The sequence below is a fragment of the Stenotrophomonas sp. YJH_SMC_65 genome, assembly GCF_059369475.1.
In genome coordinates, this window is the sequence record NZ_JCAFSR010000002.1 from 15,921 (window position 1) to 41,536 (window position 25,616).

Annotated in this window: 26 protein-coding genes and 1 tRNA gene; 5 read left to right on the top strand and 22 right to left on the bottom strand. The window is 66.3% G+C overall.

Going from position 1 to position 25,616, the window contains the following annotated elements; genetic code table 11:
• Positions 1–81: 81 nt before the first annotated feature.
• The 17 genes from AC5P7A_RS03015 to AC5P7A_RS03095 form a co-directional block, all read right to left on the bottom strand.
• Entirely contained in the window at positions 82–708 is a 627-nt protein-coding gene (locus AC5P7A_RS03015) for a hypothetical protein (RefSeq protein WP_032958203.1), read from the bottom strand.
• Position 709: 1 nt separating this feature from the next.
• The gene (locus AC5P7A_RS03020; protein ID WP_032958205.1) at positions 710–1,396 is read right to left on the bottom strand and encodes a TadE/TadG family type IV pilus assembly protein; all 687 of its coding nucleotides are present in this window, start codon (positions 1,394–1,396) and stop codon (positions 710–712) included.
• Positions 1,393–1,776, bottom strand: a complete 384-nt coding sequence (locus AC5P7A_RS03025) for a DUF192 domain-containing protein (RefSeq protein ID WP_032958206.1) — start codon at positions 1,774–1,776, stop codon at positions 1,393–1,395. The genes AC5P7A_RS03020 and AC5P7A_RS03025 overlap by 4 nt, the downstream gene beginning before the upstream one ends.
• A 10-nt stretch (positions 1,777–1,786) precedes the next feature.
• Positions 1,787–2,677, bottom strand: a complete 891-nt coding sequence (locus AC5P7A_RS03030; RefSeq protein ID WP_014646167.1) for a type II secretion system F family protein — start codon at positions 2,675–2,677, stop codon at positions 1,787–1,789.
• Positions 2,674–3,528, bottom strand: a complete 855-nt coding sequence (locus AC5P7A_RS03035) for a type II secretion system F family protein (RefSeq protein ID WP_014646168.1) — start codon at positions 3,526–3,528, stop codon at positions 2,674–2,676. The genes AC5P7A_RS03030 and AC5P7A_RS03035 overlap by 4 nt, the downstream gene beginning before the upstream one ends.
• Positions 3,521–5,245, bottom strand: coding sequence for a TadA family conjugal transfer-associated ATPase (locus tag AC5P7A_RS03040; protein WP_111205553.1), 1,725 nt, complete (start codon positions 5,243–5,245; stop codon positions 3,521–3,523). The genes AC5P7A_RS03035 and AC5P7A_RS03040 overlap by 8 nt, the downstream gene beginning before the upstream one ends.
• A gap of 13 nt (positions 5,246–5,258) precedes the next feature.
• A complete protein-coding gene (locus AC5P7A_RS03045) occupies positions 5,259–6,755 on the bottom strand; it encodes a type II and III secretion system protein family protein (RefSeq protein WP_014646170.1) in 1,497 nt (498 codons plus the stop codon).
• A complete protein-coding gene (gene cpaB, locus AC5P7A_RS03050) occupies positions 6,742–7,536 on the bottom strand; it encodes a Flp pilus assembly protein CpaB (protein ID WP_014036170.1) in 795 nt (264 codons plus the stop codon). Before cpaB ends, AC5P7A_RS03045 begins: the two co-directional genes overlap by 14 nt.
• Positions 7,533–7,718, bottom strand: a complete 186-nt coding sequence (locus tag AC5P7A_RS03055) for a hypothetical protein (RefSeq protein ID WP_014646171.1) — start codon at positions 7,716–7,718, stop codon at positions 7,533–7,535. Before AC5P7A_RS03055 ends, cpaB begins: the two co-directional genes overlap by 4 nt.
• Positions 7,719–7,728: 10 nt before the next feature.
• Complete coding sequence (locus AC5P7A_RS03060; protein WP_014646172.1) at positions 7,729–8,397, bottom strand: hypothetical protein; 669 nt, start codon at positions 8,395–8,397, stop codon at positions 7,729–7,731.
• Positions 8,381–9,196, bottom strand: a complete 816-nt coding sequence (locus AC5P7A_RS03065) for a TadE/TadG family type IV pilus assembly protein (protein WP_495219880.1) — start codon at positions 9,194–9,196, stop codon at positions 8,381–8,383. The genes AC5P7A_RS03060 and AC5P7A_RS03065 overlap by 17 nt, the downstream gene beginning before the upstream one ends.
• Before the next feature lie 15 nt (positions 9,197–9,211).
• Positions 9,212–9,997 carry a hypothetical protein gene (locus AC5P7A_RS03070; RefSeq protein ID WP_014646173.1) on the bottom strand — a complete coding sequence of 262 codons (786 nt, stop codon included), beginning with the start codon at positions 9,995–9,997 and terminating at the stop codon, positions 9,212–9,214.
• Positions 9,994–11,523, bottom strand: a complete 1,530-nt coding sequence (locus AC5P7A_RS03075) for a pilus assembly protein TadG-related protein (RefSeq protein ID WP_495219881.1) — start codon at positions 11,521–11,523, stop codon at positions 9,994–9,996. Before AC5P7A_RS03075 ends, AC5P7A_RS03070 begins: the two co-directional genes overlap by 4 nt.
• 112 nt (positions 11,524–11,635) lie before the next feature.
• On the bottom strand, positions 11,636–11,908 hold the full coding sequence (locus AC5P7A_RS03080) for a hypothetical protein (protein WP_014036176.1): 273 nt from the start codon (positions 11,906–11,908) through the stop codon (positions 11,636–11,638).
• Between the two features lie 539 nt (positions 11,909–12,447).
• On the bottom strand, positions 12,448–13,455 hold the full coding sequence (locus AC5P7A_RS03085; protein WP_168708242.1) for an OmpA family protein: 1,008 nt from the start codon (positions 13,453–13,455) through the stop codon (positions 12,448–12,450).
• A gap of 44 nt (positions 13,456–13,499) precedes the next feature.
• Positions 13,500–13,829 (bottom strand): hypothetical protein, encoded by a 330-nt coding sequence (locus AC5P7A_RS03090; protein ID WP_126411778.1) that lies wholly within the window; start codon positions 13,827–13,829, stop codon positions 13,500–13,502.
• Positions 13,830–14,832: 1,003 nt separating this feature from the next.
• Positions 14,833–14,925, bottom strand: a tRNA-Ser gene (locus AC5P7A_RS03095).
• Positions 14,926–15,068: 143 nt separating this feature from the next.
• Between AC5P7A_RS03095 and dnaX the strand changes: the two genes are divergently transcribed.
• The 4 genes from dnaX to AC5P7A_RS03115 all read left to right on the top strand — a co-directional run bounded on the left by dnaX (position 15,069) and on the right by AC5P7A_RS03115 (position 18,571).
• Entirely contained in the window at positions 15,069–17,135 is a 2,067-nt protein-coding gene (dnaX, locus tag AC5P7A_RS03100; protein WP_046429188.1) for a DNA polymerase III subunit gamma/tau, read from the top strand.
• 6 nt (positions 17,136–17,141) lie between these two features.
• Positions 17,142–17,462 (top strand): YbaB/EbfC family nucleoid-associated protein, encoded by a 321-nt coding sequence (locus AC5P7A_RS03105; RefSeq protein WP_005408298.1) that lies wholly within the window; start codon positions 17,142–17,144, stop codon positions 17,460–17,462.
• 82 nt (positions 17,463–17,544) lie between these two features.
• A complete protein-coding gene (gene recR, locus AC5P7A_RS03110) occupies positions 17,545–18,144 on the top strand; it encodes a recombination mediator RecR (protein WP_049441038.1) in 600 nt (199 codons plus the stop codon).
• 67 nt (positions 18,145–18,211) lie between these two features.
• A complete protein-coding gene (locus AC5P7A_RS03115) occupies positions 18,212–18,571 on the top strand; it encodes a histidine triad nucleotide-binding protein (protein ID WP_014646179.1) in 360 nt (119 codons plus the stop codon).
• A 103-nt stretch (positions 18,572–18,674) separates the two neighbouring features.
• Here AC5P7A_RS03115 and AC5P7A_RS03120 read toward each other — a convergent pair whose 3' ends face one another.
• From AC5P7A_RS03120 to AC5P7A_RS03135, 4 genes are read right to left on the bottom strand one after another with little or no spacing between them, the layout of a single operon-like run.
• A complete protein-coding gene (locus AC5P7A_RS03120) occupies positions 18,675–19,202 on the bottom strand; it encodes a Slp family lipoprotein (protein WP_014036182.1) in 528 nt (175 codons plus the stop codon).
• Positions 19,199–21,148: a transglutaminase TgpA family protein gene (locus AC5P7A_RS03125; RefSeq protein WP_495219882.1), complete on the bottom strand. Its 1,950-nt coding sequence runs from the start codon at positions 21,146–21,148 to the stop codon at positions 19,199–19,201. The genes AC5P7A_RS03120 and AC5P7A_RS03125 overlap by 4 nt, the downstream gene beginning before the upstream one ends.
• Positions 21,141–22,064, bottom strand: a complete 924-nt coding sequence (locus tag AC5P7A_RS03130; protein WP_049441032.1) for a DUF58 domain-containing protein — start codon at positions 22,062–22,064, stop codon at positions 21,141–21,143. Before AC5P7A_RS03130 ends, AC5P7A_RS03125 begins: the two co-directional genes overlap by 8 nt.
• A 23-nt stretch (positions 22,065–22,087) precedes the next feature.
• Complete coding sequence (locus AC5P7A_RS03135) at positions 22,088–23,041, bottom strand: AAA family ATPase (RefSeq protein ID WP_032958559.1); 954 nt, start codon at positions 23,039–23,041, stop codon at positions 22,088–22,090.
• A 42-nt stretch (positions 23,042–23,083) separates the two neighbouring features.
• Between AC5P7A_RS03135 and AC5P7A_RS03140 the strand changes: the two genes are divergently transcribed.
• A complete protein-coding gene (locus AC5P7A_RS03140; RefSeq protein WP_197606096.1) occupies positions 23,084–24,919 on the top strand; it encodes a glycosyltransferase family 39 protein in 1,836 nt (611 codons plus the stop codon).
• Positions 24,920–25,022: 103 nt separating this feature from the next.
• Here AC5P7A_RS03140 and AC5P7A_RS03145 read toward each other — a convergent pair whose 3' ends face one another.
• Complete coding sequence (locus AC5P7A_RS03145) at positions 25,023–25,592, bottom strand: Maf family protein (protein WP_046429198.1); 570 nt, start codon at positions 25,590–25,592, stop codon at positions 25,023–25,025.
• Between the last annotated feature and the right edge of the window lie 24 nt (positions 25,593–25,616).

Sequence of the window (25,616 nt, forward strand, 5' to 3'; positions counted from 1 at the left end):
GATCCACGCGCTGCGTGGATCTACCGGCGCGGAGGGAGTGAGACCTCCCGCGCCACGGTGGCGGCACTGCAACCACCTCGCTCAGTTCGCCGCATCCTGCGTGCGTCGCCGCAATCCGGCGGGCGGGTCGAACAGGCTCGACGGCACCTCATCGAATGTGACCTCGGTAACCCGCAGGCCGCGTTCGGTACGCTGGTTGCCGGTGCGTCCGCGGTAACCCAGCAGCAGGCCCGTGCGGGTATCGATCCACAACGTGCCGGAGGTGGTGCCATCAGGGCCCTGCGCATTGTCATAGCGCCAGCCGGCAGCGAGGCGACCCAGGATGAACTCGCCGGGTGCGGGAGAGCAGCGCCCTCCGATCGTGTGGCATGGGGCGGCAGGATCGTACCAGTAGGGACCACTGGCGTCGGCGACCGGCAGCGTGTAGTTGCCGCGCTCGCTCACCAGCCATGCCCGGCCGCGCTGGCCCTGGGTGGTCAGCCATGCATCGGGCGCATTGTCGCCGCGGAAATCAATACGGATGGCAGGCCCGCGCAAACGGATCTCGACCTCGACCTCACCACCAGGCGAGCTTGGACCGAGTGGGCCCAGGCCATAAGCGCGTGCCAGCAATCGCGCCTGTGGAGGTTCGTTGTCAGCAGCGTCTGTGGATTGTGCGGCGACGGCCCAGGTTGCTGCCATCAACAGGCTGGCCAGCAGCACCTGCATGTCAGCGCGCCAGGTTGTTGCTGTCATGCACGGGGCTCTGCATGCGGACGATCGCGTAGGACTCGATCGGCATGCGGCGATGGCCGGTGATCGGGTCCTCGATCAGCATCGAGGCCGGGCGGAAGCTGTCGCCTTCGCTGACCAGGTCTGAAAGACCGGCAATCACCCGGTCGGCAAAGGGAACGATCAGGGGCATCGGATAGGTGACCTTGATCTTGAGGATGTTGGCGTCCTGCACGCTGACGCGGCTGCTGCCGACACGTGCATCGCGGAAGGCAAGATTGTCGTTCGGCAGCGCATAGCGCCCATCGAACTGGCGCTCGCGGAACTCGTTGTACGCCGCGCGGCTGGGTGAAATGACCTCGATCTTCGGTGACAGCAACGGGTTCTTCCACAGCAGGGCGACCTTGGCGCGGGCGGCGACGGCACCGGCGGCATCCGGCGAGGTCGCGTACAGGGGAGCCATTGCCATTTCCAGTGCGCTGCGCATCTCGGAATGATTGACGCCACTGACCGCGCCGGCACGCGCGGCCTGCAGCGTGGCGAAATCCAGCAGCGACTTGGCGCGATAGATCAGGACGAACTGGAAGATGACCAGGATGAGGAAGACGAAGGCCGGAACCACGATGCAGAATTCAATCAGCGATTGCCCCCGCTGCTGGCGGATGGATGTGCGGATGTGCTTCATTGCAACGCCCTCGTGGATGGCGGTGCCGCAGGCGGAGAAGGGCACCATTGGAACGTCTCGCCCAGCACCGGAGCAATATGCCTGAGGCTGTCCACCGGCATTTCCAGCGTCGAGTAGGCGCCGCGGCACCAGGCGCCGCGCCATGGGCGCACGGCCTCGCGCCAGCCAACGGCGCGCTGATCGCGGTCCAGGAACAACAGGTCGAGTGGATACCCCATGGCCAGGGTGTGCACGCTCGAGCAGGGGGTTATCAGCAGGCCTTGCCCAGGCTGGAGTGGCGCGCGCAACAGCAGGCCGCGCAGCCGCTGGTGCCAGCGATCGGCATGCCAGACGCAGCTGAGCAACTGCTGGTGGTCGCGGATCAGGGCGCCGGTTCTCATGTGCGGGGACTCACAGGATGCCCTGCTGCTTCATCTGCAGGAAGATGAAGTAGGCCAGGACGACGAAGATCAGCGGGAAGAAGAACAGCACCAGCGGCAGCATCATCTTCACCGGCGCTTCCAGGGCCAGCTTCTCGGCGCGAAGGAAGCGCTCTTCGCGGCGCTGCATGGCCTGCGAGCGCAGTGTGTCACTCAGGCTGGCACCCACCCGGTCCGCCTGGATCAAGGCGCTGGTGAAGCTGGTCACCTGGGAAATGTCGGCGCGATCGGACATGCGCCGCAGCGCTTCGGCACGCGGAAGGCCGGCGCGCAGATCACGCAACATGCGCGAGAACTCCTGTGACAGCGGACCGGGTGGACCCTTGTCGACGGACTGTTCGATCGCACCGGTGATGTTCAGGCCCGCTTCGACGGCCATGGTGATGAAGTCGAGGAAGATAGGCAGGTCGCGGATCACATGCTTGGAGCGCGCTTTCCGCCGTTCGCCCAGCCACAGCGTGGGATACATCCACCCGAAGGGTGCGCCGAATGCCAGGGCCATCAGCACGGAGCCGACTCCGAACCGGCCCAGCAGGATGATGGTGAGCAACAGGAAGGTACTGGCCACGGCGGCGGAGACGATCCGTGCGCCATACAGTTCTTCCGGTGACAGCACGAAGTCCTGGCCGGCCGACTGCAGGCTGCGATGCGCGCGCTCCAGCTGTGCCGAGGACAGGCGCGGCCCGGCCAGGCGCGTAGCGACCGTAATCAGCGGCCACAGGATGCGCAGCAGCAGCGGCAGCGGATCCTGGTAGTTGCGCTGGTCCACCTCGACCGACTGCACCAGTCCGCGCAGCGCGAATGCAAGCAGCCCAACAGCGGCAGCGGCAAGCAGTGCGACCAGGATGAGCAGGGCGTTCATATATCGATCGTCATGATTTTGCGGCACATGCGGTAGCCGAGGTATTCCAGTACCCCGATCAGGGCCATGACGCACCAGCCGATGAAGGTGTGGAACATGGGGTTCATCGTTTCTGGATAGAACAGCACGAGGAAGCCGACAAGGCCGGCTGGCAGCATCGCCATGACGATGCCCTGCAGGCGCCCCTGCGCGGTAAGTGCCTTGACCTTGCCTTCCATGATGAGCTTGCGCCGCAGCGTTTCGGCGAGCGTGGAGAGGCTCTCGGCGAGATTGCCACCAACCTCGCGCGAAATGCTGACGGCGGCCACGAACAGCTTCACGTCGGCAATGGGCACGCGGGCGGCGAAGTTGTCCAGCGCCTCCTCCGTGCGCACGCCCATGTGCTGCTCGCGCAGTACCAGTGCCAGCTCCTGGGCCAGCGGAGGCAGGCCGTCATGGGCCAGTGCTTCCAGCGCAGGATTGAAGCCGACGCCGGCCTTGAGGCTGCCGGCCAGCATCAGCAGCCCGTCGGGCAACTGCTGCTGGATCTGGTCGAGGCGGCGCTGCTTCAGCCACAGGTAGATCTTGCGTGGCGCTATGGCCAGCAGGATCAGGGCCAGGATCGGCAGCAGCAGGTTGCCGCCGGTGACGATCCACAGCAGCACGGGAATCGCCAGCAGCATCAGGACATTGGTCCTGAACAGCACGCGCGGGTCGACGAACAGGAACATGTCGGCCAGATTGACCCGCGCCTGGTCCATGAAGTTGGCGCGGTAACGGTCCATGAAGCCGGAGCTGGCACGCGCCAGCAACAGCACCGAGCCCGTCACGCAGGCAAAACACAGCAGGGCGATCAGCAGGATGTCACTCATTCCGCCGTCCCCCGGTACGGAAAATGTCCAGGTCAACGGCGACGCCGCGCTCGGCAAGCTCTTCATAGAACTCCGGCACTGCACCGGTCGCGACGAACTCGCCCACCACCTTGCCATCGCGTCCGGCAGTGGAGCGTGCCTTGAACAGGAACACATCCTGCAGCTGGATGGTTCCGCTTTCCATGCCCGTCAACTCAGTGATGTGGCTGACCTTGCGCGAACCGCAGGGGAAGCGCTTCTGGTGCACGATCAGGTCCACTGCCGACGAGATCTGTTCGCGCACCACCGTCATCGGCAGCTCCATGCCGGACATCATGACCATCACTTCCAGGCGCGACAGCGCCTCGCGCGGATTGTTGGCATGGGCGGTGGTCAGCGATCCTTCGTGGCCGGTGTTCATGGCCTGCAGCATGTCCAGTGCTTCGCCGCCGCGGCACTCGCCGACCACGATGCGGTCCGGGCGCATGCGCAGCGCGTTGCGCACCAGGTCGCGGATGGAAATGTGGCCCTTGCCTTCCATGTTGGGAGGACGCGCTTCCAGGGCAACCAGGTTGGGCTGGACGAGCTTCAGTTCGGCCGCGTCCTCGATGGTGACGATGCGATCGGTATCGGGAATGAAGTTGGAAAGGATGTTGAGCAGGGTGGTCTTGCCGGAGCCGGTGCCGCCGGTGACGACGATGTTGCGCCGTTCGCGCACCGCAACGATCAGGAATTCCAGCATCGGCTGGCTGAGCGAACCGAAGGTGAGCAGGTCCTTTCCTTCCAGCTTGCGCTTGGCGAACTTTCGGATGCTGATGCTCGGACCGCGCAGCGCCACCGGCGGAATGATGGCGTTGACGCGGGAGCCATCCTTCAGCCGCGCGTCGACCATCGGCGAGCTTTCGTCGATGCGGCGACCGAGGGGCGTCACGATGCGCTCGATGGCTGACAGCACCGCGCGGTCACTGGTGAAGACAATGGGGGACCGTTCGATCCGGCCCGCACGTTCAATGAAGATCTGGTCGTGCGCGTTGACCATGATTTCCGTCACCGTCGCATCGTCGATCAGGTCTTCCAGCGGGCCCAGGCCGATGGCCTCATCGAGCACCTCCTTGGCCAGCCTGCGTGGGTTGATCGTCTTGGGCAGCTCGGAGAACTCCCGTTGCATCACCTCATCGATCAGCTTGATCGTGGCGTTGCGCAGCGACTCATCGTCCATGCTGCGCACGTCAAGCCGGCGCAGGTCCATCTGCTTGACCAGCGAGGCATGCAGCTTTGCACGATAGACCGCCATGTCCGGCGGCAGCTGCTCCGGCCGCGCCAGCTGGCGTTCGCTGGATGGCTGCGCCGGTGCGGGTGCCGGTGCGGGCGTGGCGTCCACCGGTACATCGTTGGCCGCGCCCGCATTGAAACTTCCAGCATCGGCGAGGGGTTCGGCCGGCGGGTCGTCGTCCACCACCTGCAGCAGGTAGTCGCCGATCTGCACGCGGTCACGGCTGGTGAGCGGGCCACGGCTGCCTTTGACCTGTTCGCCATTCACCAGTACCGGCGAGCGGCCTCCCAGGCTCTCGATGAAGATGCCCTGGTCCTCGCGCTTCAGCGCCGCATGGCGTTGGGCGATGCTCCAGCCCTGCAGCACCACCAGGTTGCCGTCGCCACGGCCGATCCCGCATTCACGGTGCAGGCAGCGGACACGTCGCTGGTCGCGGTTGGGTGTGTCGATGAGGATGTTGAACATGCGACGGCTCCGGTCACTGCACGAAATCTTTGTTCCGGCGCGGCATGGCCTGCTGGCCGCGCTCCTGGATCTGTCGCGCACGCTCCAGGCCATCGAGGTTTTCCTGCGAGCCCGGCGTCACCACGCGCGGAGTAACGAACATCACCAGCTCGGTACGGTTGCCACGGAAGCCATCGGAGCGGAACAGCTTTCCGAGGATCGGGATATCGCCCAGCAGCGGCAGGCGCTTGGCATCCTGCTGCGCGCTGGAGTCGATCAGCCCGGAGATGACGATGGTTTCCCCTGCGTGGACGTTGATTTCCGACTCGGTGCGGCGGGTGGTGAAGCCAGGCACGCCCTGCACGGTCACCGTCGGATCGACGCGGCTGACCTCAGCCAGGATGCGGGTGGAGATGTCCTGGTTGAAGTTGACCAGGGGCTCGATGTCGAGCTTGATGCCGTATTCCTTGTAGTCGACGGTGACCTGGCCGAAGCCCTGCGGAACCGGGATCGGCACTTCGCCGCCGGCCAGGAACTTGGCCTGCCCGCCGCTGCGGGCGCTGAGTTGGGGCGAGGCCAGCAGGAACGCCTTGCCCTTGTTCATCATCAGGTTGATCGCCGAGCCGATCTGCGTGGCGATGCCAAAGAAGGCCTGGGTTCCCTGCAGCTTGTTCGGCAGCAGCACGCCGTTGGCCGGGCTCTGCTCGGGGTTGATGCGGTAGTAGTTGTTGTTGGTGAAATCCTTGACGATGCCCGCCACCGGGCCACGGATGACGTTGTCCCACTGGATGCCGAGTTCTTCCAGCGCATTGGTGTCGAATTCCATGATCTTCACGTCCATCTGCACCATCGGGCGCATGCCCACCGGGTCGGCAGTAGTGAAATTCAACACCGTCGGGTAGATCTTCTGGATCGCATCAATGCGGCTGCCGATGCCCGGGTTGATGTCCTGGCCGGTAATGACCACACGGTCGGCGACCGCATGCACATTGATCTTTTCCACGTCGGCCAGCAGGGTACGGATGGTCTCGGCCAGGCTGACGGCATCGTTCTCGGAGATGTCCACCTGCACCTGCAGCTGCTTGCCGTTCTGCAGCCACAGGTGAACCGTGGTGGAGCCGGGCTTCATGCCCATCATGATCAGGTCGCGCGGGCCGACGTTGGTGACCTCGAGCATCTCGCCACTACCGACGGCCACGCGCTTGAGCCCGCTGGGCAGCGTGTAGACGGCGGCCTGGCCGGCATAGATCCGGGCGCGGGTGGGCAGCGGCACCGCAGGCATGGCCGATGCGCTGGTGCGATAGGCGGGATCGGGAACCGGCGCCGGGAAGGCGCTCTGCCCACCGGGTACCGGTGCATGGTTGGTGTTGGGCTGCGGTTGCGCCTGGACAGCAGGGCGCGGTGCGGCCATGACCGGTACCGGGGTCAGCTGGGTGCCGGTGGTCTGTGCCACGGCCAGCAGTGGCGAGGTGACAACAGCGATGGCCGCAGTGGCGGCGATGAGGCTGCGGATTCCATTATTGCTGCGCATTCGTCGACCCTTTGCCCCCAATGATGAATTGCACGCCAGCACGACCCTGCGTGCCGTTGCCGAGCAGTTCCCTCTGCGTCATGCCACTGAGGCCGAACGCACCACGATCCTCCACCTGGCGAAGCATCACCCGCATCGAACCCGCCTTGGCGGCGACCGTGAGTCGCTGCGCCTGTGCCGGTGTCAGTTCCAGAGTGATGTTCGAATAGCCCTGCTGGTCTTCCGAGGCCGGCGTTTCGCCGACGCGGTTGCCGGTTGCCAGAACGTTGATGTCCTCAAGCAGCGGCAGCACCCGGGCACCGGTCTGTTCCTGCTCGACGGTGAGCAGGATGTCGACGTGATCTCCGGGAGCAATCATGCCGGAGATCGAGTTCGTCTCGTCCACCTGGAGGGTGTAGCCCACGTTGCCCTTGGCGATCACGCGCGAGAACTGGTCGTACAGCGGTACCAGTGCACTGGCACCCAGCGGTGCACCTTCGCGGATCGGCGCGCGCAGCATGCGGCCGCTGTACTCGGACACATTGTCCGGCGTGATCGCATCGGCAGGCGGCAGGTCGGCGGGGACTTCGCGCACTGCAAGGTCGGCAACGGTGACAATGCTGCCCGGCTCCATGTCGGTCTTGGGCACGGCTACCGGCACCATTTCCACCGGCGGAGCGGCACGCTCGTTCACTGCCTTCTGCACGTAGCGCACGGCGACCAGGGCCGCGAACAGGCCGAGCGCGAGGGCGATGATGATGAAGACGACGTTGCGGTTGGCTTTCAGCGGGAGCGCCTTCATACGACTCCCATCGACAGCATGTAGGTGAACCCCTGGTACGCCTTGCGCAGTGAATCGATCAGCTCGAGCACGATGTTCGGCTCGGCGACCAGGACCAGGACACCGACGGAAGCGACCACGGCGTACTCGATCAGTGCGGCCCCGCGCTGGCGGCGTAGGGACGGGGGAATGCGTTTTCTCATGGCGGTGGTCTCAGTGCTGCGACTGGTTGACGACAATCGAGGTTCCCTGCTCGTGCCGGTTGAAGGTCATGGTCATTTCCTGGCTGCCCTTGCTGTAGCGGACAACGCACTGCAGCGCGATCATCGAACACCCCGCAGGGCCGGAACTTCGGCTCCAGCCGTCCGCAGGGAGGCGGCTGGCATAGAAGGCATCGGTCTGGAACGGAGACAGCGTGCTTTCCATGGACAGGCTGCGCCCGGGCGTGTCCAGGTAGGTGATGTCATTGATCACCTGCGTCCCGGACGGTTTCGGGAAATCGGCGCCGGCCGCGGCATCGGGCTTGCGCTTGAGCAGGCGTGTAATGCCGATCTGTGACTGGCTGCCACTGCCCTTGGCCGATACCTCGATGGTCACGTAGTACTCGCCGTGTGCGTGGCCGATCACGGTCTTGCCGCCGACCTCGTTGATCACGGTCTGCCCGGGCCATTCGCGGTTGTAGTAGCTGACGATGGACGACACCGGCAATGCGGACGTGAAGCGCGAGATGCGCATGGGCAGGCCGTTGTAGAGCATGTCCTTGGCCACCCACTCGCTCTGCGCGCCCTCGGGCTCGGGAATGTCCGGCCAGGACGCGGCCAGCGCAGGCCAGGCGAACAGCAGCGCGGCCAGTGCCGCCAGCAGGTCAACGCGACGGCGCATAGGCAGGCAACTTGTCGACAGGCACCACGTCGGGCGCGATGTAACCGGGATCAAGCCTGCTCAGCGTCCCGATCATCGGGATGCCGGAGAGGCCGTCAAACGCCTTGGCGATGCCCGCCATGTGCTGGGATGGCACCAGTGGCTTGACCTGCGCGATCACCGAGCGTGACGAGTTGGCCTTGAGCCCGGAACCGGCTGCATTCCAGGGGTCGGCCAGCACCACATGGGTGGCCTGCAGCTTCAGGCCCAGCGAATCGAAGGGTTCCAGATAGGCGGCAGCACTGCCGTTGGCACTTTTCAGATCCTGCACATCCAACCGCAGCTGGGCCTGGGTCAGGCCGTTGCGGTTGGGCGGGAACGAACCGAACATCGAGGTCACGTCGCCGATCTTCTTCATCATGCCGCCTGCCGACGTGCTGGTGTAGGAGACCAGGGCGAGGTCACCGCGCCGCACCAGCGGCTGGTTGGAGAAGGTATTCATCAGGACGTCGCCGACGGCGGCATCGCGTGCGCCGGTCTGCGCCTGGCTGACGATGGGATCGTTGGCACGCCCGAAATAGCGGTCGACGGCAAGATCGCGCTGGCGGCCGCTGGCCGGCAGCTTGTAGTCCGGCGATACGGTGGCTTCCCAGGCGATCGCGCGCGCGGCCTGCTGGGTGGCCTGGCGGGCGTGGATGTACTTGGCCAGGATCGGGATCAGCAGGAAGATCGGCACCAGCACGGCGCAGAGCACGGCGACTTCGGTGAGACTCTGGCCGCGCTGGCGACGCGCGCCGCGGAATGGGCGTTCCCTGTCCATGGCTACCTCAGCAGGTCATCGTTGGGAGGACGGTTCGCGCGGTACCTCGAGGTCGCCGCGTTCAAAGGGTTGGCCCACCGTCATGCGCTGCGTGGTCAGGCGGGTGCCATTGCCGTCGAGGGGTTCCTGCTCCAGGACAATGGCGTAGCGGCTCGGCCGGTAGTCGTTCAGTGCACCGGGGGTGAAGCCCCAGCTGGCACCAGCCGACCACACGCACTGGCTGAACCGTCCGTTCTCGTCCTTCCACACGTTGCACGGCTGGCCAGCGACCCTGCGGTTGCCCGCGCGCTGGAAGCCCGGCGAGGCGCTGCCTTCGTCGGCTTCGGCGGCAAAGCGGGTGAGCCCGTCGCTGTCGGCGGGGGACTGGCTACGCTCTCCCGTTGCCAGATCGACCTGCTCCACGCCGGAGGCGCTCTGGGTCTCCTGCAGGCCGGTGGCCTCCAGCCGGAACTGGCAGCTGGTCGCAGGGCCATCGTTGAGCAGGCGCCACTCGCGGGTACGGAACACTTCCTCTTTGCTGGAAAGCCAGGCTTCGTAACGAACGGTTCCCAGGCGGGCGACATCGGCGTCATCCAGTGCGCGGGTCGGCAATCCTGCCGCCTGGCAGTCGCTCAGTGCCTGCTGGTAGCTGGTGCGCGCCGCGTTGCGTCCATCCACCAGGGTTTCGGCAATCTGGTCAAGATGGATGCCCGGCATGTTCCTGGCAGCGGCGGGCTCGCCGTTGTCCGCCGCGCTGCCACAGCCGCTGATCAGCAGTGTGGCGATCGACAGGTGCAGGCGATTGAAAACAGCAAACGTCATGGCATCAAGGCTCCGGCTGCCGCCAGGGCAGCCTTGGTGGTGGCATCGGTCTTGACCAGTCGTGCCTGCCAGTAAGGGCTGAACAGGTTTCCGGTTTCACGCTTGCGGTCATCGCGGCTGAACATGCGCAGCTGCACCGGGCGGTCGAAGAACACCTGCGCGGAGGAAAGTGCGGCGATCTTGTTGTTGGCCATCCTGTCCGGCAGTTCCGTCTGCGAGCCGGCCGGGGCGCCGATGCCGGCGCCGGACGTGGTGCGCGCGCTGGTGCCGGCGGTCTCGGCATAGATGGTGAAGACCGGGCCGACCTTGTCGCGGTCACGATCATTCTCGGCGTAGGGCTGCAGTGCCTGCCCGGCCTTGACGTCGTGATAGTCGCGCAGGCCGTTGTAGCCGGTGAAGAAGGCCTTGCGATGCTGGCCATTGGCGAAGCGCACGTTGGCATCCTGGCTGCGGTCGACAATCCACGCCGCGCCACGATTGCGGCGCACCGCTTCGCCATACGGACGGTAGCGGCGGCGGTCCCAGTCCGAGTACCAGCCGTTGCCGTTGCCGAAGCCGTTGAGGAAGCGCTGGTTGCGATAGCTTTCCACGGCCTGCGCACCGCCCCAGCCGACTGGAATATCGATATCGGAAAGCGGCCATGGCAGCGGAAGCTCGACGGCCATGGTGTCCAGCGCTGCCCATCGGTTGTAGTCGACCATGTCGGTGCCGCCGGACTGCACCAGGAAGCCGAGGAAATCATCGCTGCGGCTCTTGCTGAAGCCATCACGCGACTGCATCACCACATTGCGGAAGCGGTCGGCGCCCTGGCGCTGCGTGGCCGAGCCACCGTTGGCGGTACGGGGAATGCTGTAGCGCTGCAGCAGCCGGTTCTCGGCCGTGGCCAGTTGCGTGCCGAGCACCGCGGTTCCGATGGTGCCCAGTTGTGCCTGCGGTGAGTTCCGCTGCAGCACATCCTTGGCGATGGTGTAGCTGTCCAGCCGCGATACGCCCTCGATGACGAGCTGCACCGAGGCGGCGAACATCATGTTGAGCTTGTCGATGGCGATGATGGCCGCCTGCGCGACAGGCTGGAACGCCTGGCGGGTGACCTTGAGAATGCGTTCGGCGACCTTGAAGGCGGTTGCCAATGCCTTGAACACCACGCCGATGTAGGGAATGGCGGAGAGCACATCCAGCGTGGTGCGGATGACGATGGAGGTGGTGTGCATCTGGTTCAGCCACGAATAGAGGCTGATCGTCTGTGCCACGGCCACTTCGTTGGCAACGCGGGCACGGTTCATGTAGGCCGCGTAGTTCAGTGCGCGTGCCTGCTGGATCGCAACGCTGTAGGCGGCGGCGTCGGCCGCATTGACCAGCTCCACCTTCTTGTTCACCACCTGCCCTGTGTTGAACAGCAGGACAATCCCGATGCATAGAACCAGAATGAGTGCCAGCCCGAGAACCATTGCTTGGCCGGCGACCGTTCGGTGGCTGGAAACGCCCCGGGCCGCACGGCTTCGTGCCAAAGCCAATGCGCTGCGCATAACGAATTCCTGGGCCGGAGGCCATGGCTGCCCGTCGCGCGCCGCGTGCGGTGCGCGCAGGGAGATTATGCTGGGAGGGCCCTGGCGGCTTCATGCCGCCAGGGCTGGGGTATTACTTGTTCTTGTACGCGTCCATGCCCTTGGTCTTGTCAGCTTCCTGCTGGGCGCTGTTGGCCTGGTTCTTGGCGCGGTTGATCGACTGCGTCGCGCTCTGGCCGGAAAGTTCCTTCGACATGCCTGCCACCTGGCTGCGAACCGTGCCTCCGAAGAAGGTGACGGCTCCGATCGCGGCGATGGCGATCAGCGCGGTGATGATGATGTACTCGGTCATGCCCTGACCGGCCTGCTTACGGGAAAAACGGATGTGACGACGGCTGCGTTCCATGTATTTCCTCCTTGATGGCAGGAATCCTCCCGGGTGTGCGGGATATTCGGCGTGTCCGCTGGGGGATCCTGATTAATGGCAGGGCGAGGTAAAGACAGGAAGCTCACACCCTGGTTCGTCGAAAATTTGTCGCTTGTTCGAGAACGGGGCCAAGCCTATCGACAGAAAATTGACGATACAAGTCAGGTTTTTCCGATATGCAATGAAATATTTGAAAATGTGATGCACATTGCAGATTAACAATTGTCTGCACATAATCACGTCAAATTTGAGCTAGATGCGCCGCTTTTCGTTAAGGAAATTAACACTTAACTGACATATTTGTGTCACGCAGGCGGCTTGTGGTGCCGGAATATTGGCGCGCTACAGAGGGCGCGTGCACGGCCTGCTTCTTGTTCGAACGGGATGAGAGATCCGCGTGTTTTTATCTCGTTGCATCCGCGGCAAAACAAATGACCGTGCGGCGCGGAAAAGAAAAAAGCACATGCAGGGCATGTGCTTTTTCCGGAGTGCTTCAACGCAGTAACGTCGTGGTGATATCAGCGCTTGACCAGTTCCACGCGACGATTGGCGCGGCGCCCTTCTTCGGTTGCGTTGTCGGCGACCGGCTGGCTCTGCCCATAGCCTTTCGCGCTCAGGCGTTCGGCTGCGATTCCACCGCCGACAAGACGCGTGCGCACCGACTCCGCACGCGCCTGCGAGAGCGTCTGGTTGTGCGATTGGCTGCCGCTGTTGTCGGTGTGTCCTTCAACGGAAAGGCGAAGCTGTGGGTCGGCCTTCAACAGCTGGGTGACCTGTGCGATCTGCGGTTCCGAATCGGGCAGGATCTCGGCCGCGTCGGTTGCGAAGTTCACCTGGATGGATACCTTGCCACTGCTGTCCAGTGCCTGTTTCAGCGTGTCCGCTTCAATGACCTTGGCCGTGATCTGCACCGGTTTTGTCTCTGCGACGAGCAGGCCGCCGGAGTTTCCACCCGAGCCCAGGTGAATCCAGATATCGCGATCTTCGCGATGGATGACATAGGTTTCTGCGGGTTCGTTGTAGATGTCGCCGATGCCGCCGACATAGGTGGTCGCCGCCTTGCTGTTGCCGATGTCACGCGATGCATCGGCCGGTATGGTGCCGGAGAAAATGCGCTTGCCCCCCAGGGCCTCGACCAGGCTCTGTACATTGCGGCTGAGCTCCAGCTGCGAATAAGGGTGATCGCTGCTGCTCTGCAGGACCGAAGAATGAACCTTGCCTTCAATCCATTCCACGCGATCGCCGGTCCAGAACGGTACGCGATCGAATTCGCTGTCTACGACGTCCTGGCTGGTGTAGCCCTGCGGCAGTCCGAGATAAGGGAAGCTGCCGATCGTTGCCTGCGATACGGGCAGCTCGGCAACATTGAACGCTGCGGCCTTCTGGCTTCCATCCGTGGCCGCAGCCGCCTGCGGTGATGGTTCGGCTGCGGTGCTGGAAGGTGCGGCCGAGGAAGCGCCACCCTCTGCAGGCGCTTCGCCAGCGCGCTTGCAGGCACCCAGTGCCAGTACCAGGCTGGCGGCCAACAGGCTCGCGCGCACTGCGGACATCGTCGATCCGTGCTTCTGCGTCATGAACGCACCTGCTTCATCAGTTCGTTGCAGACTTCGCTGGTGGGCTTGTACTGGCCCTTCTTCCAGGCATCGGTGATCTTCTTCTGTGTCTGCGCTTCGGCCGTGTCATAGGCCTGGTCGAAGCCTGCTTCGGCGCCGAACACGGTTTTTGCCTGTGCCTTGTGGCTTGCGCGCAGCTTGGCGGCCTGTTCCGGGGTTGCGCCGCACGCCAGGGCATTGCCTGCATGCGTGCCTCCCAGTGCGCCGAACTGCGCCGCACCGCCGCCCTGTGCGACTGCGGTGCCGCTGCCGATCAGCAAGGCGGAGGTGATCACTAGCTTCGTCATGAAATACCGCATGTTGATGTTCCTCATCCGGCCCGATAGCGGGCATCAATCCCCTGTGGCCCGAGCATAGCAACAGGCAGTGAGTGCCAGCGTGTCGTTGCATCGCCACGGCACGGCCAGTGGTCAGGGCGTGGACAGGAAGCGCGGGGTGCCACGACGTGGGGCAGATCCTGTCGTTGGACGGCCATCGAACGTGGAAGCGGGACGGTCGACCAGGCATCCCCGCACGACGGAAACCCATTGATGGATCTGGAGCAACAAGCCCCTCTGTTGAGGGGCTGCCCCGACAGGGGCGGGGAGAGGCCGGCAAGGGGAGGGGCCCGAACGTTGCGCAGCAACGTCTGGGGTGAAGCGCGCGCAGCGCACTTCGCATCTCCCGCCAGCGGCTTCTGCGAGGTACAACCGACCAGGCATCCCCGCACGGCGGAAACCCATTGATGGATCTGGAGCAACAAGCCCCTCTGTTGAGGGGTGCCCCGACAGGGGCGGGGAGAGGCCGGCAAGGGGAGGGGCCCGAACGTTGCGCAGCAACGTTTGGGGCGAAGCGCGCGCAGCGCACTTCGCATCTCCCGCCAGTGGCTTCTGCGAGGTACAGCCGACCAGGCATCCCCGCACGGCGGAAACCCATTGATGGATCTGGAGCAACAAGCCCCTCTGTTGAGGGGCTGCCCCGACAGGGGCGGGGAGAGGCCGGCAAGGGGAGGGGCCCGAACGTTGCGCAGCAACGTTTGGGGCGAAGCGCGCGCAGCGCACTTCGCATCCCCCGCCAGATAACTGAAAAAGGCTGCCCGAAGGCAGCCTTTTTCAGTTATCTGGCGGAGAGAGGGGGATTGTCGGGTGCATCCATGCACCCGATCCCGGTGCGCGCTGCGCCCCGGGACCCGCCTTCGGCGGTCCGGTTCTGCTCCTGCAGAACCGTCGAACCCCGGCAGGGCTTCTCTCGCCCGATGCTCTCCGCCAGCCAAATAAAAAAGCCGCCCAGAGGGCGGCTTCTTCATTTGTCTGGCGGAGAGAGGGGGATTCGAACCCCCGAAGCGCGGTTTAGACGCTTACACACTTTCCAGGCGTGCTCCTTCAACCACTCGGACACCTCTCCGGATCCCTGCCATCGGCAAACGCCTCAGCAGGGGCGCAGATTCTAGCGGGCGGCGCGGCCGGACACAAGCACCCCGATCGACGGCGTATCCATGGCCATGGGTGGCGAGGGGGCTGGACAGGCATGGCACAATGGAACATCCGATGGAAAACGGTGGCCTGATGTCCTATCTCGTCCTTGCCCGCAAGTGGCGTCCGAAGCGTTTCGCCGAGCTGGTGGGCCAGGAACACGTGGTCCGTGCGCTCAGCAACGCGCTGGACAGCGGCCGGGTCCACCACGCGTTCCTGTTCACCGGCACCCGCGGCGTGGGCAAGACCACCATCGCGCGCATCTTCGCCAAGTCGCTGAACTGCGAGCAGGGTACCAGCGCCGACCCGTGCGGCCAGTGCGCGGCCTGCCTGGACATCGACGCCGGCCGCTACATCGACCTGCTGGAAATCGACGCCGCGTCCAACACCGGTGTGGATGACGTGCGCGAGGTGATCGAGAACGCGCAGTACATGCCCTCGCGCGGCAAGTACAAGGTCTACCTGATCGACGAAGTGCACATGCTGTCCAAGGCGGCGTTCAACGCGCTGCTGAAGACGCTGGAAGAACCGCCGGAGCACGTGAAGTTCCTGCTGGCCACCACCGATCCGCAGAAGCTGCCGGTCACCGTGCTCAGCCGCTGCCTGCAGTTCAACCTCAAGCGCCTGGATGAAGACCAGATCCAGGGCCAGATGACCCGCATCCTGGCGGCGGAAGCGATCGAGGCCGATGGCAGCGCCATCGTGCAGCTGGCCAAGGCCGCTGACGGCAGCCTGCGCGATGGCCTGTCACTGCTGGACCAGGCGATCGCCTATGCCGGCGGCGCGCTGCGTGAGGACGTGGTGCGCACCATGCTGGGTACCGTGGACCGCACCCAGGTGGCGGCGATGCTCGATGCGCTGGCCGACGGCGATGGCCCGCGCCTGCTGCAGGTGGTAGCCGCGCTGGCAGAGTTCTCGCCGGACTGGAGTGGTGTGCTGGAAGCGCTGGCCGAAGGGCTGCACCGCATCCAGGTGCAGCAGCTGGTGCCGGGCGCTGCTGCGGCGGAAGGCCTGGATGTCGCCGCATTCGCCGAGCGCCTGCGCCCGGAAGTGGTGCAGCTCTGGTACCAGATGGCCTTGAATGGCCGCCGCGACCTGCCGCTGGCACCCAGCCCGCGCGCGGGCTTTGAAATGGCCGTGCTGCGCATGCTGGCGTTCCGTCCGGCCGCAGCGGTACCGCCGGTGCCGAAGGCCGTCGACGGTGCGTTGGGCGGCACGCCGGGTGGCAACGCTGCCGGTGGTGGCGCCGGTACCGGTAGCCGCGATGCGACGCCGGCCGCTGCTGCCGCTTCGGGCAGCCCGGCGGTAGCGGCGCAGGCCGCCGCGCCGGTGCAGGCCGCGCCGCGCGAACCTGAACCCGAGCCCGAACCGGCCCCGCAACCGGAACCAGACCCGACGCCGGAGCCCGAGCCGGTTCCGGTGGAAGAGCCCGTGTCGCCGCCGCCGGTGAAGGCTGAGCCACAGGTGCCGGCGCCTGCCGTCACTGCAGAGGCAGGCGACGACCTGCCGCCGTGGGCCACTGACGAAGCCGAGGCGCGTGACGAGGCATTGGCGGCCGAGATGTCCGGCCCGGACGCCGCCATGGCTGCGCCCTGGCACGAACCGCCGGCTCCCGTCGCGGCTCCCAGCGAGCCTGCGCCGCCCGAGCGCCCGTTCCGCGCCGAAGGCATTGCCATTGCGCCGGCCGAACATGCCAAGCCGGCCCCGGCGCATGCCGCCGCGCCGCAGGAAGGTGTCAGCGAGCTGGCCACGGCCGAAGACTGGCTGGACCTGGTCGCCAACAGCGGCCTGAGCGGCCCCTCGCGACAGCTGGCCGCCAACGCCGCCTTCATCAGCTGCCAGCATGGGACCTTGAAACTGGGCCTTTCGCCCGGATTTGAATACCTGCGCTCGGAGCGCGCGCTGGCTGCCCTGGGCGAAATGCTGCAGAAGGCCCTCGGCCAGGCGCCGAAGATCGTGGTCGAGACCGTGGAAACCGAACACGTTCCGGCCGAGACCCTGCATCAGCGGGCCGACCGCCAGCGTGGCGAGCGGCAGCAGGTGGCAGAGGCCGTTTTCATGGACGACCCGGAAGTGCAGGTGCTGATCCAGCAGCACGGTGCCCGGGTTGTTTCCGATTCCATCCGTTCTTTTGACGAGTAAGACACCATGCGCGGAAACATCGCCCAACTGATGCAGCAGGCCCAGAAGATGCAGGAAAACCTGCAGAAGGCCCAGGAAGAAATCGCCAAGATCGAAGTGACCGGCAGTGCCGGCGGCGGCATGGTCAGCGTGACCCTGACCGGTGCCAAGGAATGCCGCAAGGTGCGCATCGACCCGTCGCTGACCAGCGACCCGGAGATGCTGGAAGACCTGATCGCCGCCGCCTTCAACGACGCTTCGAACAAGATCGACGCCGAGTCGAAGTCGAAGATGGGTTCGGCCACCGCCGGCATGCAGCTGCCGCCGGGCATGAAGCTGCCGTTCTGATTGCCAGCGTGGCACCCGTGCAAGCGGGTGCCACAGAATCTGTAGCTGTCGAGCCTGCTCGACGCCATGAAAGCATGCCGCCGTGTCCGCACCCCTGCTTGAACAATTGATCGACGCACTGCGGGTGCTGCCTGGCGTGGGCCAGAAGACCGCACAGCGCATGGCCTACCACCTGCTCGAGCGCGAGCGCGAAGGTGGCCAGCGACTGGCCGAAGCCCTGGCGCTGGCGGTGGAGCGCATCGGCCACTGCGCGCAGTGCCGCGACTTCAGCGAAACCGAGCTGTGCCCGACCTGTGCCAACAGCAGCCGCGAGCGCAGCCAGCTGTGCGTGGTCGAATCGCCGGCCGACCGCCTGGCCATCGAAAACGCCACCGGCTTCCGCGGTGTCTACTTCGTGCTGCAGGGCCGGCTGTCGCCGCTCGATGGCATCGGCCCGCGCGAGCTGGGCCTGGAGCAGCTGGAGCAGCGTCTGGCCGAAGGTGAGGTGCAGGAGCTGATCATCGCCACCAGTGCCACCGTCGAAGGCGAAGCCACCGCGCACTACCTGGCGCAGCTGGCGCGCGCGCGCAAGGTGCAGCCCAGCCGGCTGGCACAGGGCCTGCCGCTCGGTGGCGAGCTTGAATACGTTGACCGCGGCACGCTGTCGCACGCGTTCGGAACGCGCAGCGAATTCCGCGATTGAGCGCCACCCGGGCATCGCCCGGCGCGGCCGGCCTACAATGCGGAAGACACTCCCGCCGAGGCCGACCATGAGCAACGAAACCCTCTTCAGCAAGATCATCCGTCGCGAGATCCCGGCCACCATCGTCTACGAGGACGACGAGGTGCTGGGCTTCAAGGACATCGCACCGCAGGCGCCGGTGCACGTACTGTTCATTCCGAAGAACGAGATCATCCCGACCCTGGACGACCTGCAGCCGTCGCAGGCGCACCTGATCGGGAAGCTTGCCCTGGCTGCCGCCGAATATGCGCGCCGCGAAGGGTTCGCGCAGGACGGCTACCGCATCGTGATGAACTGCCGCGAGGATGCCGGGCAGACCGTGTTCCACATCCACATGCACCTGCTGGCCGGTGCGCCGCTGGGGCATTTCGGTACGCCGGGGCGCTGAGCGCCCGGCATCCACCATTGCCCGCAGTGGATCCATGCGATGCGTGGATGAAAAAAAGGCCGCCCGAAGGCGGCCTTTTTCGATCACGCATGGCCGGTGGCGATCACCACCAGCCCCAACGGCCGTAACCACCCCAGTACGGGCCATACGGGCCCGGGCCCCACGGGCCATAGGGATAGGGCACCACATCGACCTGGCGCTGTTCCGGCCACAGGTAGATCACATCGGCCGACAGCTTCGGCAGGCGATAGTCGTACTCCCCGATGCGGGTGTTCTGGTAGCCGTCGATCTTGCCGATGAAGGTCACGTCGCGGCCGGCTTCAAACACGGCCGGGTCGTAGAAGCCGGCGCGGCAGGCAATGAAGCGGCCGTCGCTGGCGTCGGACGAGGTGGTGTTCGGGCGGCCACTGGCGTTGAGGGGGCGCGAGATCATCTGGAAGCAGGTCTCGCCCTGGCCGGGCTTGGTCTCGATGATGCGACCACCCCATCGGACCGGCGTGCCGACCTGCTGGGTGGCGACCGAGTCGCGCGGGGAGACCAGGCTGAACTGTCCCTGCAGCGGCTTGGGGGCCGTGGCGCAGGCCGACAGGGCCAGCGTGGCCACAGCGGTGAGGAGGAACTTGGTGTTCATGGGGAGGCTCCGGAAGTCGGGCGATGCCTGCGCAGGTCCCGCAATAATGAAGCGAGGTCGGTGCAAGTTCCAGCGTAACGCGCGTCGGCGAAACGCTGGCTGAGTGCCAGCAGGGCGGGGTCGGGGCGCACGGCGTGTACCCGTCGTGACCAGTCGCATGCCGTCTCGTGGGGGGCGCGGGCCAGGCCAAGGCGCGCATAGCGCCGCCCCAGCCGGTGCCAGGCGCGCAGCAGCGGGTCGCGCTCGCGCTCGCCGCGGGCCAGCAGCCAGGCCATCCATGCCAATGCCAGCAGTGCGGCGACCACGAAGCCGGCCACCAGCTGCGCCGGCCCGAGATCATCCAGCCCGAACGGCCTGAGCAGCTGCTGCTGACGGCGTGCGTCGAAGGAAAGCACCAGGTCGTTCCAGCCACGGCGCAGCCAGTCACCCATCTGCCCCAGCTGCAGCCAGCGCTGCTGCAGCGGGGTGTCCGTGCCGGCCTGCAAGCGGTCGTCCAGCGTGTCCAGGATGCGTTCCGGTGCCACGGTCGCAGTCGGGTCCACCCGGACCCAGCCGCGCTGGGGCAGCCAGACTTCGGCCCAGGCGTGGGCGTCCATGCGCCGCACTACCCAGTAGTCCCCGATGCGGTTGCGGGTGCCACCTGCGAAGCCGGTCACCACCCGGGCCGGAATGCCGGCGTTGCGCATCAGCACCACGAAGGCCGAGCTGAAGTGCTGGCAGAAGCCGGCCTTGTAGTTGAACAGGAAATCGTCGACCGGATCGCGCCCGGCCACCGGGGTATCGAGCGTGTAGGAGAAGTCGCGGGTGATCCACTGCAGCGCTCGGCGGACGATGGCTTCGTCATCGTTGCCGGCCTCCTGCCGCCATTGCCGTGCCAGCTGGGCGGTGCGCGGATTGAAGCCGGGGGGAAGCTGCAGCGCGGCACGGCGCAGGTAGGGCGACAGATCGGTGTCGAACCGTTGCGGAGGCGCCGAATGCAACCGCCAGCGGCTGAGCGCGGACAGCGTGCGGTCGCTGCGCAGGCTCATGTCCGCATCGAAACTGCTGCCTTCCGGTGCGCGGCTGGGCAGGTCCAGGGCCACCAGCAGGCGACGGTCGGTGGGTTCGTAGTCGATCTGGTAGTCCCATCCCTGTGCGGCGGCTTCGACCACGGGGGCGGGGCGCCGGGCCGTCGCGCGATCGCGGCTCCAGCGGTGGCCATCGAAGGAAGTCAGCACCGGGCCGCGCCAATAGCGCTGCGTGGGCTCGGGCACCGCGCCGAAGAACTGCACGCGCAGCGCCGGGGTGTCGTCGGCCATCAGGTCCAGCCATTGGTCCGGCGCCATGCTGTCAGCCAGGCCGGGTGTACCCACCGCTCGTTCGGGTACGCCCCACAACGGCGTGGACAAGCGCGGGAACAGCCAGAAGCAGGCCAGTGCCAGCGGCAGGCCGATGCCAAGCAGGCGGCCGACGCCGCGCAGTTGACCGTGCAGTGGCAGGCGTGGGCTGCGGCCCTCGTCCTGGGCCAGGCGTTGCAGGGCCAGCAGTGCGGCAACCGCGGCCAGCGCAGCCAGTCCCGTGGTCAGCGGGCCCTGGTCGAGCAGGAAGGCCGCGAACGGCGAGAACAGCGCGAAACCGAGCAGGCTGCGCGCATCACGCAGGTTGCGCAGTTCGCTGGATTTGATGGCCAGCATCGCCGCCAGCAGCGCACAGCCGGTATCACGCCCCGGCCGCACCATGCCCATCTGCCAGACGATGGTGGCGAGCATGGCCAGCACCAGCAGCAGGCGCACCGGCATCGGCAGCACCCGCCGCCAGGAAAGCGCAGCGGTCAGCACGGCGGTGATCGCGATCACGACGGCCAGCACCGGCGGCAGCTGCAGCAGCAGTGGCAGCAGCGCCAGCGCTGCGCTGGCCAGGGTCCAGCTGCGGGCGTTGCGATCGAGCAGGACGGCAGGCTCAGTCATGGGGCATCAGCGCCAGTGCGCGCAGGCACAGGTGGTGGTGGCTGGCGCCCTGGCCGGGCCCGAACGGGGGATGGGCTGGAAGCAGCAGCGTGTAGCGCCGGCCTTCGCGCTCGGCCATGTCGACCCAGCGTGCCAACCGCGCGATGCGTGCTTCATGGCCCAGCGGCGCCAGCGTGCGCCAGTCCAGCACCACTTCGATGCCGATCGGCTTCTCGTATTCGCGTACCAGCAGGCTGTCGCGGCGTGCCGAGTGTTTCCAGGCAATGCTGCGCGGGGCGTCGCCGGCACGATAGGGGCGCAGCTGGTGCAGCTCTTCGCCACTGGCATGGGCGCGGGTGTGCAGTGGATCGCTGCCACTTTCCGGAAGGGGTGGTGCCAGTGCCTCGGCCAGTGGATAAACCAGCAGCGGCTGCTCCGGCCACACCCACGACCATGCCCGCACCAGCCCCAGCGGCTGCGTGCTGGACAGGCGGATGCGCGGCAGTTCCAGCCAGCCGCGGCGCTCGCTGGGGACATCCAGCTCCACTTCGCCGCGACCGTGTGCAGGCAGTGCGACCCACGCCTCGCTTGCGCCCAGCTGCAGGTGCAGCCCGTGGCGCGCGCGCGGGTCGCGCAACGACAGGTCCACGCGCAGGCGCAGGGGGTGCCCGGCCGGAACCGGCTCGGCGGAGATTGCATCGATCTGTATGCCGGACAGCTGCAGGTGCGCGGCAATGGCGCTGGCGATCGCTGCTGCGGCCAGCAACAGTGCCAGCAGCAGGGCCGGGTTGTTGTTGTAGTTCAATGCGCCCAGCAGCATCGCCGACAGCAGGGTGGCGACGAACAGGCCGAAGCGCGTCGGCAGTACATAGATGCGATGGCGATCCAGTCGCTGCGGCAGGGCTTCGGGCCTGCGTGGGCGTGCCAGCAGCTGCATGCGTGCCCAGCGTGTGGCCACCTTCAGTCCACCGCGACGGTCTGCAGGATCGCCCGCGCCAGTGCCGGCCCGGAGCTGGATTCGGCCTCCGCCACCAGGCGATGGCCGGCCACTGCCACGAACAGGGTCTGCACGTCTTCGGGCACCACATGCCCGCGGCCGAGCAGCAGTGCATGCGCCCTGGCGGCACGCAGCAGGGCCAGCCCGGCGCGCGGTGACAGGCCCACGCGTACGCCGGCATGCTGGCGGCTGCGGGTCAACAGTGCCTGCACGTAGTCGATCAGCGCGTCGCTGGCGTGTACCTGGCCAACGGCTTCACGCAGCGCACGCACCTGGGTGTCATCCAGCTTCGGCACCGCGCGGGCGATCAGGTCGCGGCGATCGCTGCCACGCAGCAGCTCGCGCTCGGCCTGCACGCTCGGGTAGCCCATCGCCAGCCGCAGCAGGAAACGATCGAGCTGCGAATCCGGCAACGGGAAGGTGCCGGACAGGTCGACCGGGTTCTGCGTGGCGATCACGAAGAATGGATCGGGCAGTGGATGCGTCTGTCCATCCAGGGTGACCTGCTGCTCGGCCATCGCCTCCAGCAACGCACTCTGCGTGCGCGGCGGTGCGCGGTTGATCTCATCGGCCAGCAGCACGTGGGTGAACACCGGGCCGGGGTGGAACTGGAACTGGCGGCTGCCGGCCTCGTACACCGATACGCCCAGTACGTCCGCCGGCAACAGGTCGGAAGTGAACTGCACGCGCTGGAAGCTGAGGCCGAGGCTGCTGGCCAATGCATGCGCCAGCGTGGTCTTGCCCAGCCCAGGCAGATCTTCGATGAGCAGGTGGCCGCCGGAAAGCAGGGCGACAAAGGCCAGCCTGACTTCCGGCACCTTGCCCAGTACCAGTGCGTTCACCTGATCCTGTGCCTCCCGCAGGGCTTGGCGCAGTTGATCGGTTAGCATGCTGGGATTGGGGGACGAGGCTGGCATGATCGTCTCAGGTCTGGAATCCACTCGATTATCCATAGAGCAATGCAAGGCGAACAGCGCGCGCGGGCAATATTTCTCTGGTTATGGACGCTGATCACAGCGGCCAAGCTGGTGGTGGCTGCACGCCTGCCGCTGTTCGTCGATGAGGCGTTCTATTGGCAGGAAGGCCAGCACCTGGCCGCTGCCTATTCCGACCTGCCGGGGTTGACAGCATGGCTTGCACGCCTGGGCGTGGAAATCGGTGGCCATCACGTGCTCGCATTGCGCCTGCCGTTCCTGGCCATCGGTGCGTTGCTGCCGTTGCTGGTGGTGCGCATCGCCACGCGCTGGTTTGGCAACGTCGCAGGGTGGCAGGCGGGCAGCCTGACCCTGCTGATGCCGCTGTCGGCCACGCTGGGCCTGCTGGCCGTGCCGGATGTGCCGATGGCGCTTGCGGCGGTGATCTGCCTGCAGGCCGGTGCGCGCCTGCTGCACAACGTGGATGCGTCGTCGGCGATGAAGCTGGCGCTGGGCCTGCTGATCGGTGCGCTCAGCCACTACCGTTTCATTGGCGTCATCGGTGTCGGCTTCATTGCGCTGCTGGCGCTGCCGCAGGGCCGCCGCATGCTGGCCGACCCGCGCGTATGGGTGGCGCTGGCGGTGGGTGTACTGGCCTGGCTGCCGTTGCTGGCGTGGAATGCGGACAACCATGATGCCGGCCTGAAGTTCCAGGTGGTCGAGCGCCACCCGTGGACGTTCGAGTGGGAAGGGCTGTGGTTCCTGGTGATCCAGCCGATGCTGGTGACGCCGATCCTGTGCATCGCGATGTGGAAGGTCGCCCTGGCGGGTACCCGCAGTGGTGGTGGTGTGCGGGTGCAATGGCGCTATTTCGGCCTGGTGGGCGGGGTGTCGACGCTGGGCATCTTCCTGCTGGGCTTCTTCACCGATGTCGAGCGGATCAGTTTCCATTGGCCGTTGCCGGGCTACCTGGCGCTGCTGGTGGCCGTGCCGGTGGTCCTCAACGGCTGGCCACGCTGGCTGCGCCGCACCGGCTGGTGGCTGGCAGCTGCAGGCACCGTACTGGCTTTCGGCTACTACCTGATGGCGTCCACGCCGGCGCTGCGCGAGCAGATGGCCGGCAGCAAGTACTACCCGCGCAACTTTGCCGGCTGGCAGCCGCTGGCCGTGGCGGTGCGCGACGAACTGCGGCAGATGCCGCCGGGCACGCGTGTGCTGGCGGGCAACTTCAAGGTCGGTGCCGAACTGGGCTTCCAGCTGGGCAACGGTGATATCGAGGTGTTGCCGCATCCGCTCAACGACAAGCATGGGCGGACCGCACAGCTGGCACAGTGGGGCCTGCTGCACGAAGGCCCGCGCAGTGCGCCGATGCTGCTGGTGCTGTCACCCAGCGACCAGCGCTACCGCGATCTGCTGGCGCGCTATCACGCCATCTGCGAGCAGGTGGGGCCGTTGCCGGCGCCGCGCGTGGTCAGCAGCGATCATGGTTTCCAGCGCTTCCTGCTGTTCCAGCTGCCGGTGCAGCGCGCGCAGGGGCCCTGCGTGACGCCGGCAATGGCCTGGCTGGATGCGCCGTCCAACGGTGAGAAGGTCTCCGGAACGCTCGCCATCAAGGGCTGGGCATTCAAGGATGGCGTGGGGTTGGCGCGCATCGAAGTGCTGGTCGATGGCCATTCGATTGGCGATGCGCGCTACGGGCGCATGTTCGACATCCGCCACACCTGGCCGGACAGCACCGATCCGCAACATCCGGCGGTGGGCTTCGACGCATCGCTGGATACCACCACGCTGGCGCCGGGGCGGCATTGGCTTGGCCTGCGCCTGCACGGCCGCGACGGCAGCGTGGAGGCGTGGCAGGAGCAGCCGTTCGAAGTTCGTTGAGGTCCCCTGGTCCTGTAGAGCCGAGCCGATGCTCGGCTGCTTCTGCTACAGATGGCGGGCAGCCTAAAAAAAAGACGGCCGAGCAAGGGCTCGGCTCTACCGTTCACGGCACCGCGAATCCAGCCCTGCGCAGCAGGCCGCACAGCGCGATCAGTGGCAGGCCGACCAGCGCGGTCGGGTCGCGGTTGTCGATTGCCTCGAACAGGCTGATGCCCAGGCCCTCGCACTTGAAGCTGCCGGCGCAGTCCAGCGGCTGCTCGGCGGCGACGTAGCGGATGATTTCCTGCGGGTCCAGCACGCGGAAGCGTACTTCGGTCAGATCCAGGGTGGCGAGGGATTCTCCATCCCGCCTGAGACTGATTGCCGTGTGAAAACGCACCGTCTGTCCGGACATTGCCGCCAGCTGCGCACAGGCCGCCTCGACCGTGCCCGGCTTGCCCAGCGGCTGGCCGTTCAGGTCGGCCACCTGGTCCGAGCCGATCACCCAGGCGCCCGGATGGCGGGCGGCCACGTCGGCGGCCTTGGCGGCGGCCAGGCGCGTGGCCAGGGCCAGCGGGGTCTCGGCGCCCAGAGGGGTTTCATCCACGTCCGGGCGTGCGCAGTCGAAGGGCAGGCCCAGCCGTTCCAGCAGTTCGCGACGGTAGCGGGAGGTGGAGGCCAGGACCAGTGACATGTGACAATACCGGGGCAGGGCGCG

Coding starts and splice junctions, on each gene's coding strand:
- AC5P7A_RS03015 (WP_032958203.1), bottom strand. CDS start 708: ATGCAGGTGCTGCTGGCCAGCCTGTTGATGGCAGCAACCTGGGCCGTC.
- AC5P7A_RS03020 (WP_032958205.1), bottom strand. CDS start 1,396: ATGAAGCACATCCGCACATCCATCCGCCAGCAGCGGGGGCAATCGCTG.
- AC5P7A_RS03025 (WP_032958206.1), bottom strand. CDS start 1,776: ATGAGAACCGGCGCCCTGATCCGCGACCACCAGCAGTTGCTCAGCTGC.
- AC5P7A_RS03030 (WP_014646167.1), bottom strand. CDS start 2,677: ATGAACGCCCTGCTCATCCTGGTCGCACTGCTTGCCGCTGCCGCTGTT.
- AC5P7A_RS03035 (WP_014646168.1), bottom strand. CDS start 3,528: ATGAGTGACATCCTGCTGATCGCCCTGCTGTGTTTTGCCTGCGTGACG.
- AC5P7A_RS03040 (WP_111205553.1), bottom strand. CDS start 5,245: ATGTTCAACATCCTCATCGACACACCCAACCGCGACCAGCGACGTGTC.
- AC5P7A_RS03045 (WP_014646170.1), bottom strand. CDS start 6,755: ATGCGCAGCAATAATGGAATCCGCAGCCTCATCGCCGCCACTGCGGCC.
- cpaB (WP_014036170.1), bottom strand. CDS start 7,536: ATGAAGGCGCTCCCGCTGAAAGCCAACCGCAACGTCGTCTTCATCATC.
- AC5P7A_RS03055 (WP_014646171.1), bottom strand. CDS start 7,718: ATGAGAAAACGCATTCCCCCGTCCCTACGCCGCCAGCGCGGGGCCGCA.
- AC5P7A_RS03060 (WP_014646172.1), bottom strand. CDS start 8,397: ATGCGCCGTCGCGTTGACCTGCTGGCGGCACTGGCCGCGCTGCTGTTC.
- AC5P7A_RS03065 (WP_495219880.1), bottom strand. CDS start 9,196: ATGGACAGGGAACGCCCATTCCGCGGCGCGCGTCGCCAGCGCGGCCAG.
- AC5P7A_RS03070 (WP_014646173.1), bottom strand. CDS start 9,997: ATGACGTTTGCTGTTTTCAATCGCCTGCACCTGTCGATCGCCACACTG.
- AC5P7A_RS03075 (WP_495219881.1), bottom strand. CDS start 11,523: ATGCGCAGCGCATTGGCTTTGGCACGAAGCCGTGCGGCCCGGGGCGTT.
- AC5P7A_RS03080 (WP_014036176.1), bottom strand. CDS start 11,908: ATGGAACGCAGCCGTCGTCACATCCGTTTTTCCCGTAAGCAGGCCGGT.
- AC5P7A_RS03090 (WP_126411778.1), bottom strand. CDS start 13,829: ATGACGAAGCTAGTGATCACCTCCGCCTTGCTGATCGGCAGCGGCACC.
- dnaX (WP_046429188.1), top strand. CDS start 15,069: ATGGAAAACGGTGGCCTGATGTCCTATCTCGTCCTTGCCCGCAAGTGG.
- AC5P7A_RS03105 (WP_005408298.1), top strand. CDS start 17,142: ATGCGCGGAAACATCGCCCAACTGATGCAGCAGGCCCAGAAGATGCAG.
- AC5P7A_RS03115 (WP_014646179.1), top strand. CDS start 18,212: ATGAGCAACGAAACCCTCTTCAGCAAGATCATCCGTCGCGAGATCCCG.
- AC5P7A_RS03120 (WP_014036182.1), bottom strand. CDS start 19,202: ATGAACACCAAGTTCCTCCTCACCGCTGTGGCCACGCTGGCCCTGTCG.
- AC5P7A_RS03125 (WP_495219882.1), bottom strand. CDS start 21,148: ATGACTGAGCCTGCCGTCCTGCTCGATCGCAACGCCCGCAGCTGGACC.
- AC5P7A_RS03130 (WP_049441032.1), bottom strand. CDS start 22,064: ATGCAGCTGCTGGCACGCCCACGCAGGCCCGAAGCCCTGCCGCAGCGA.
- AC5P7A_RS03135 (WP_032958559.1), bottom strand. CDS start 23,041: ATGCCAGCCTCGTCCCCCAATCCCAGCATGCTAACCGATCAACTGCGC.
- AC5P7A_RS03140 (WP_197606096.1), top strand. CDS start 23,084: ATGCAAGGCGAACAGCGCGCGCGGGCAATATTTCTCTGGTTATGGACG.
- AC5P7A_RS03145 (WP_046429198.1), bottom strand. CDS start 25,592: ATGTCACTGGTCCTGGCCTCCACCTCCCGCTACCGTCGCGAACTGCTG.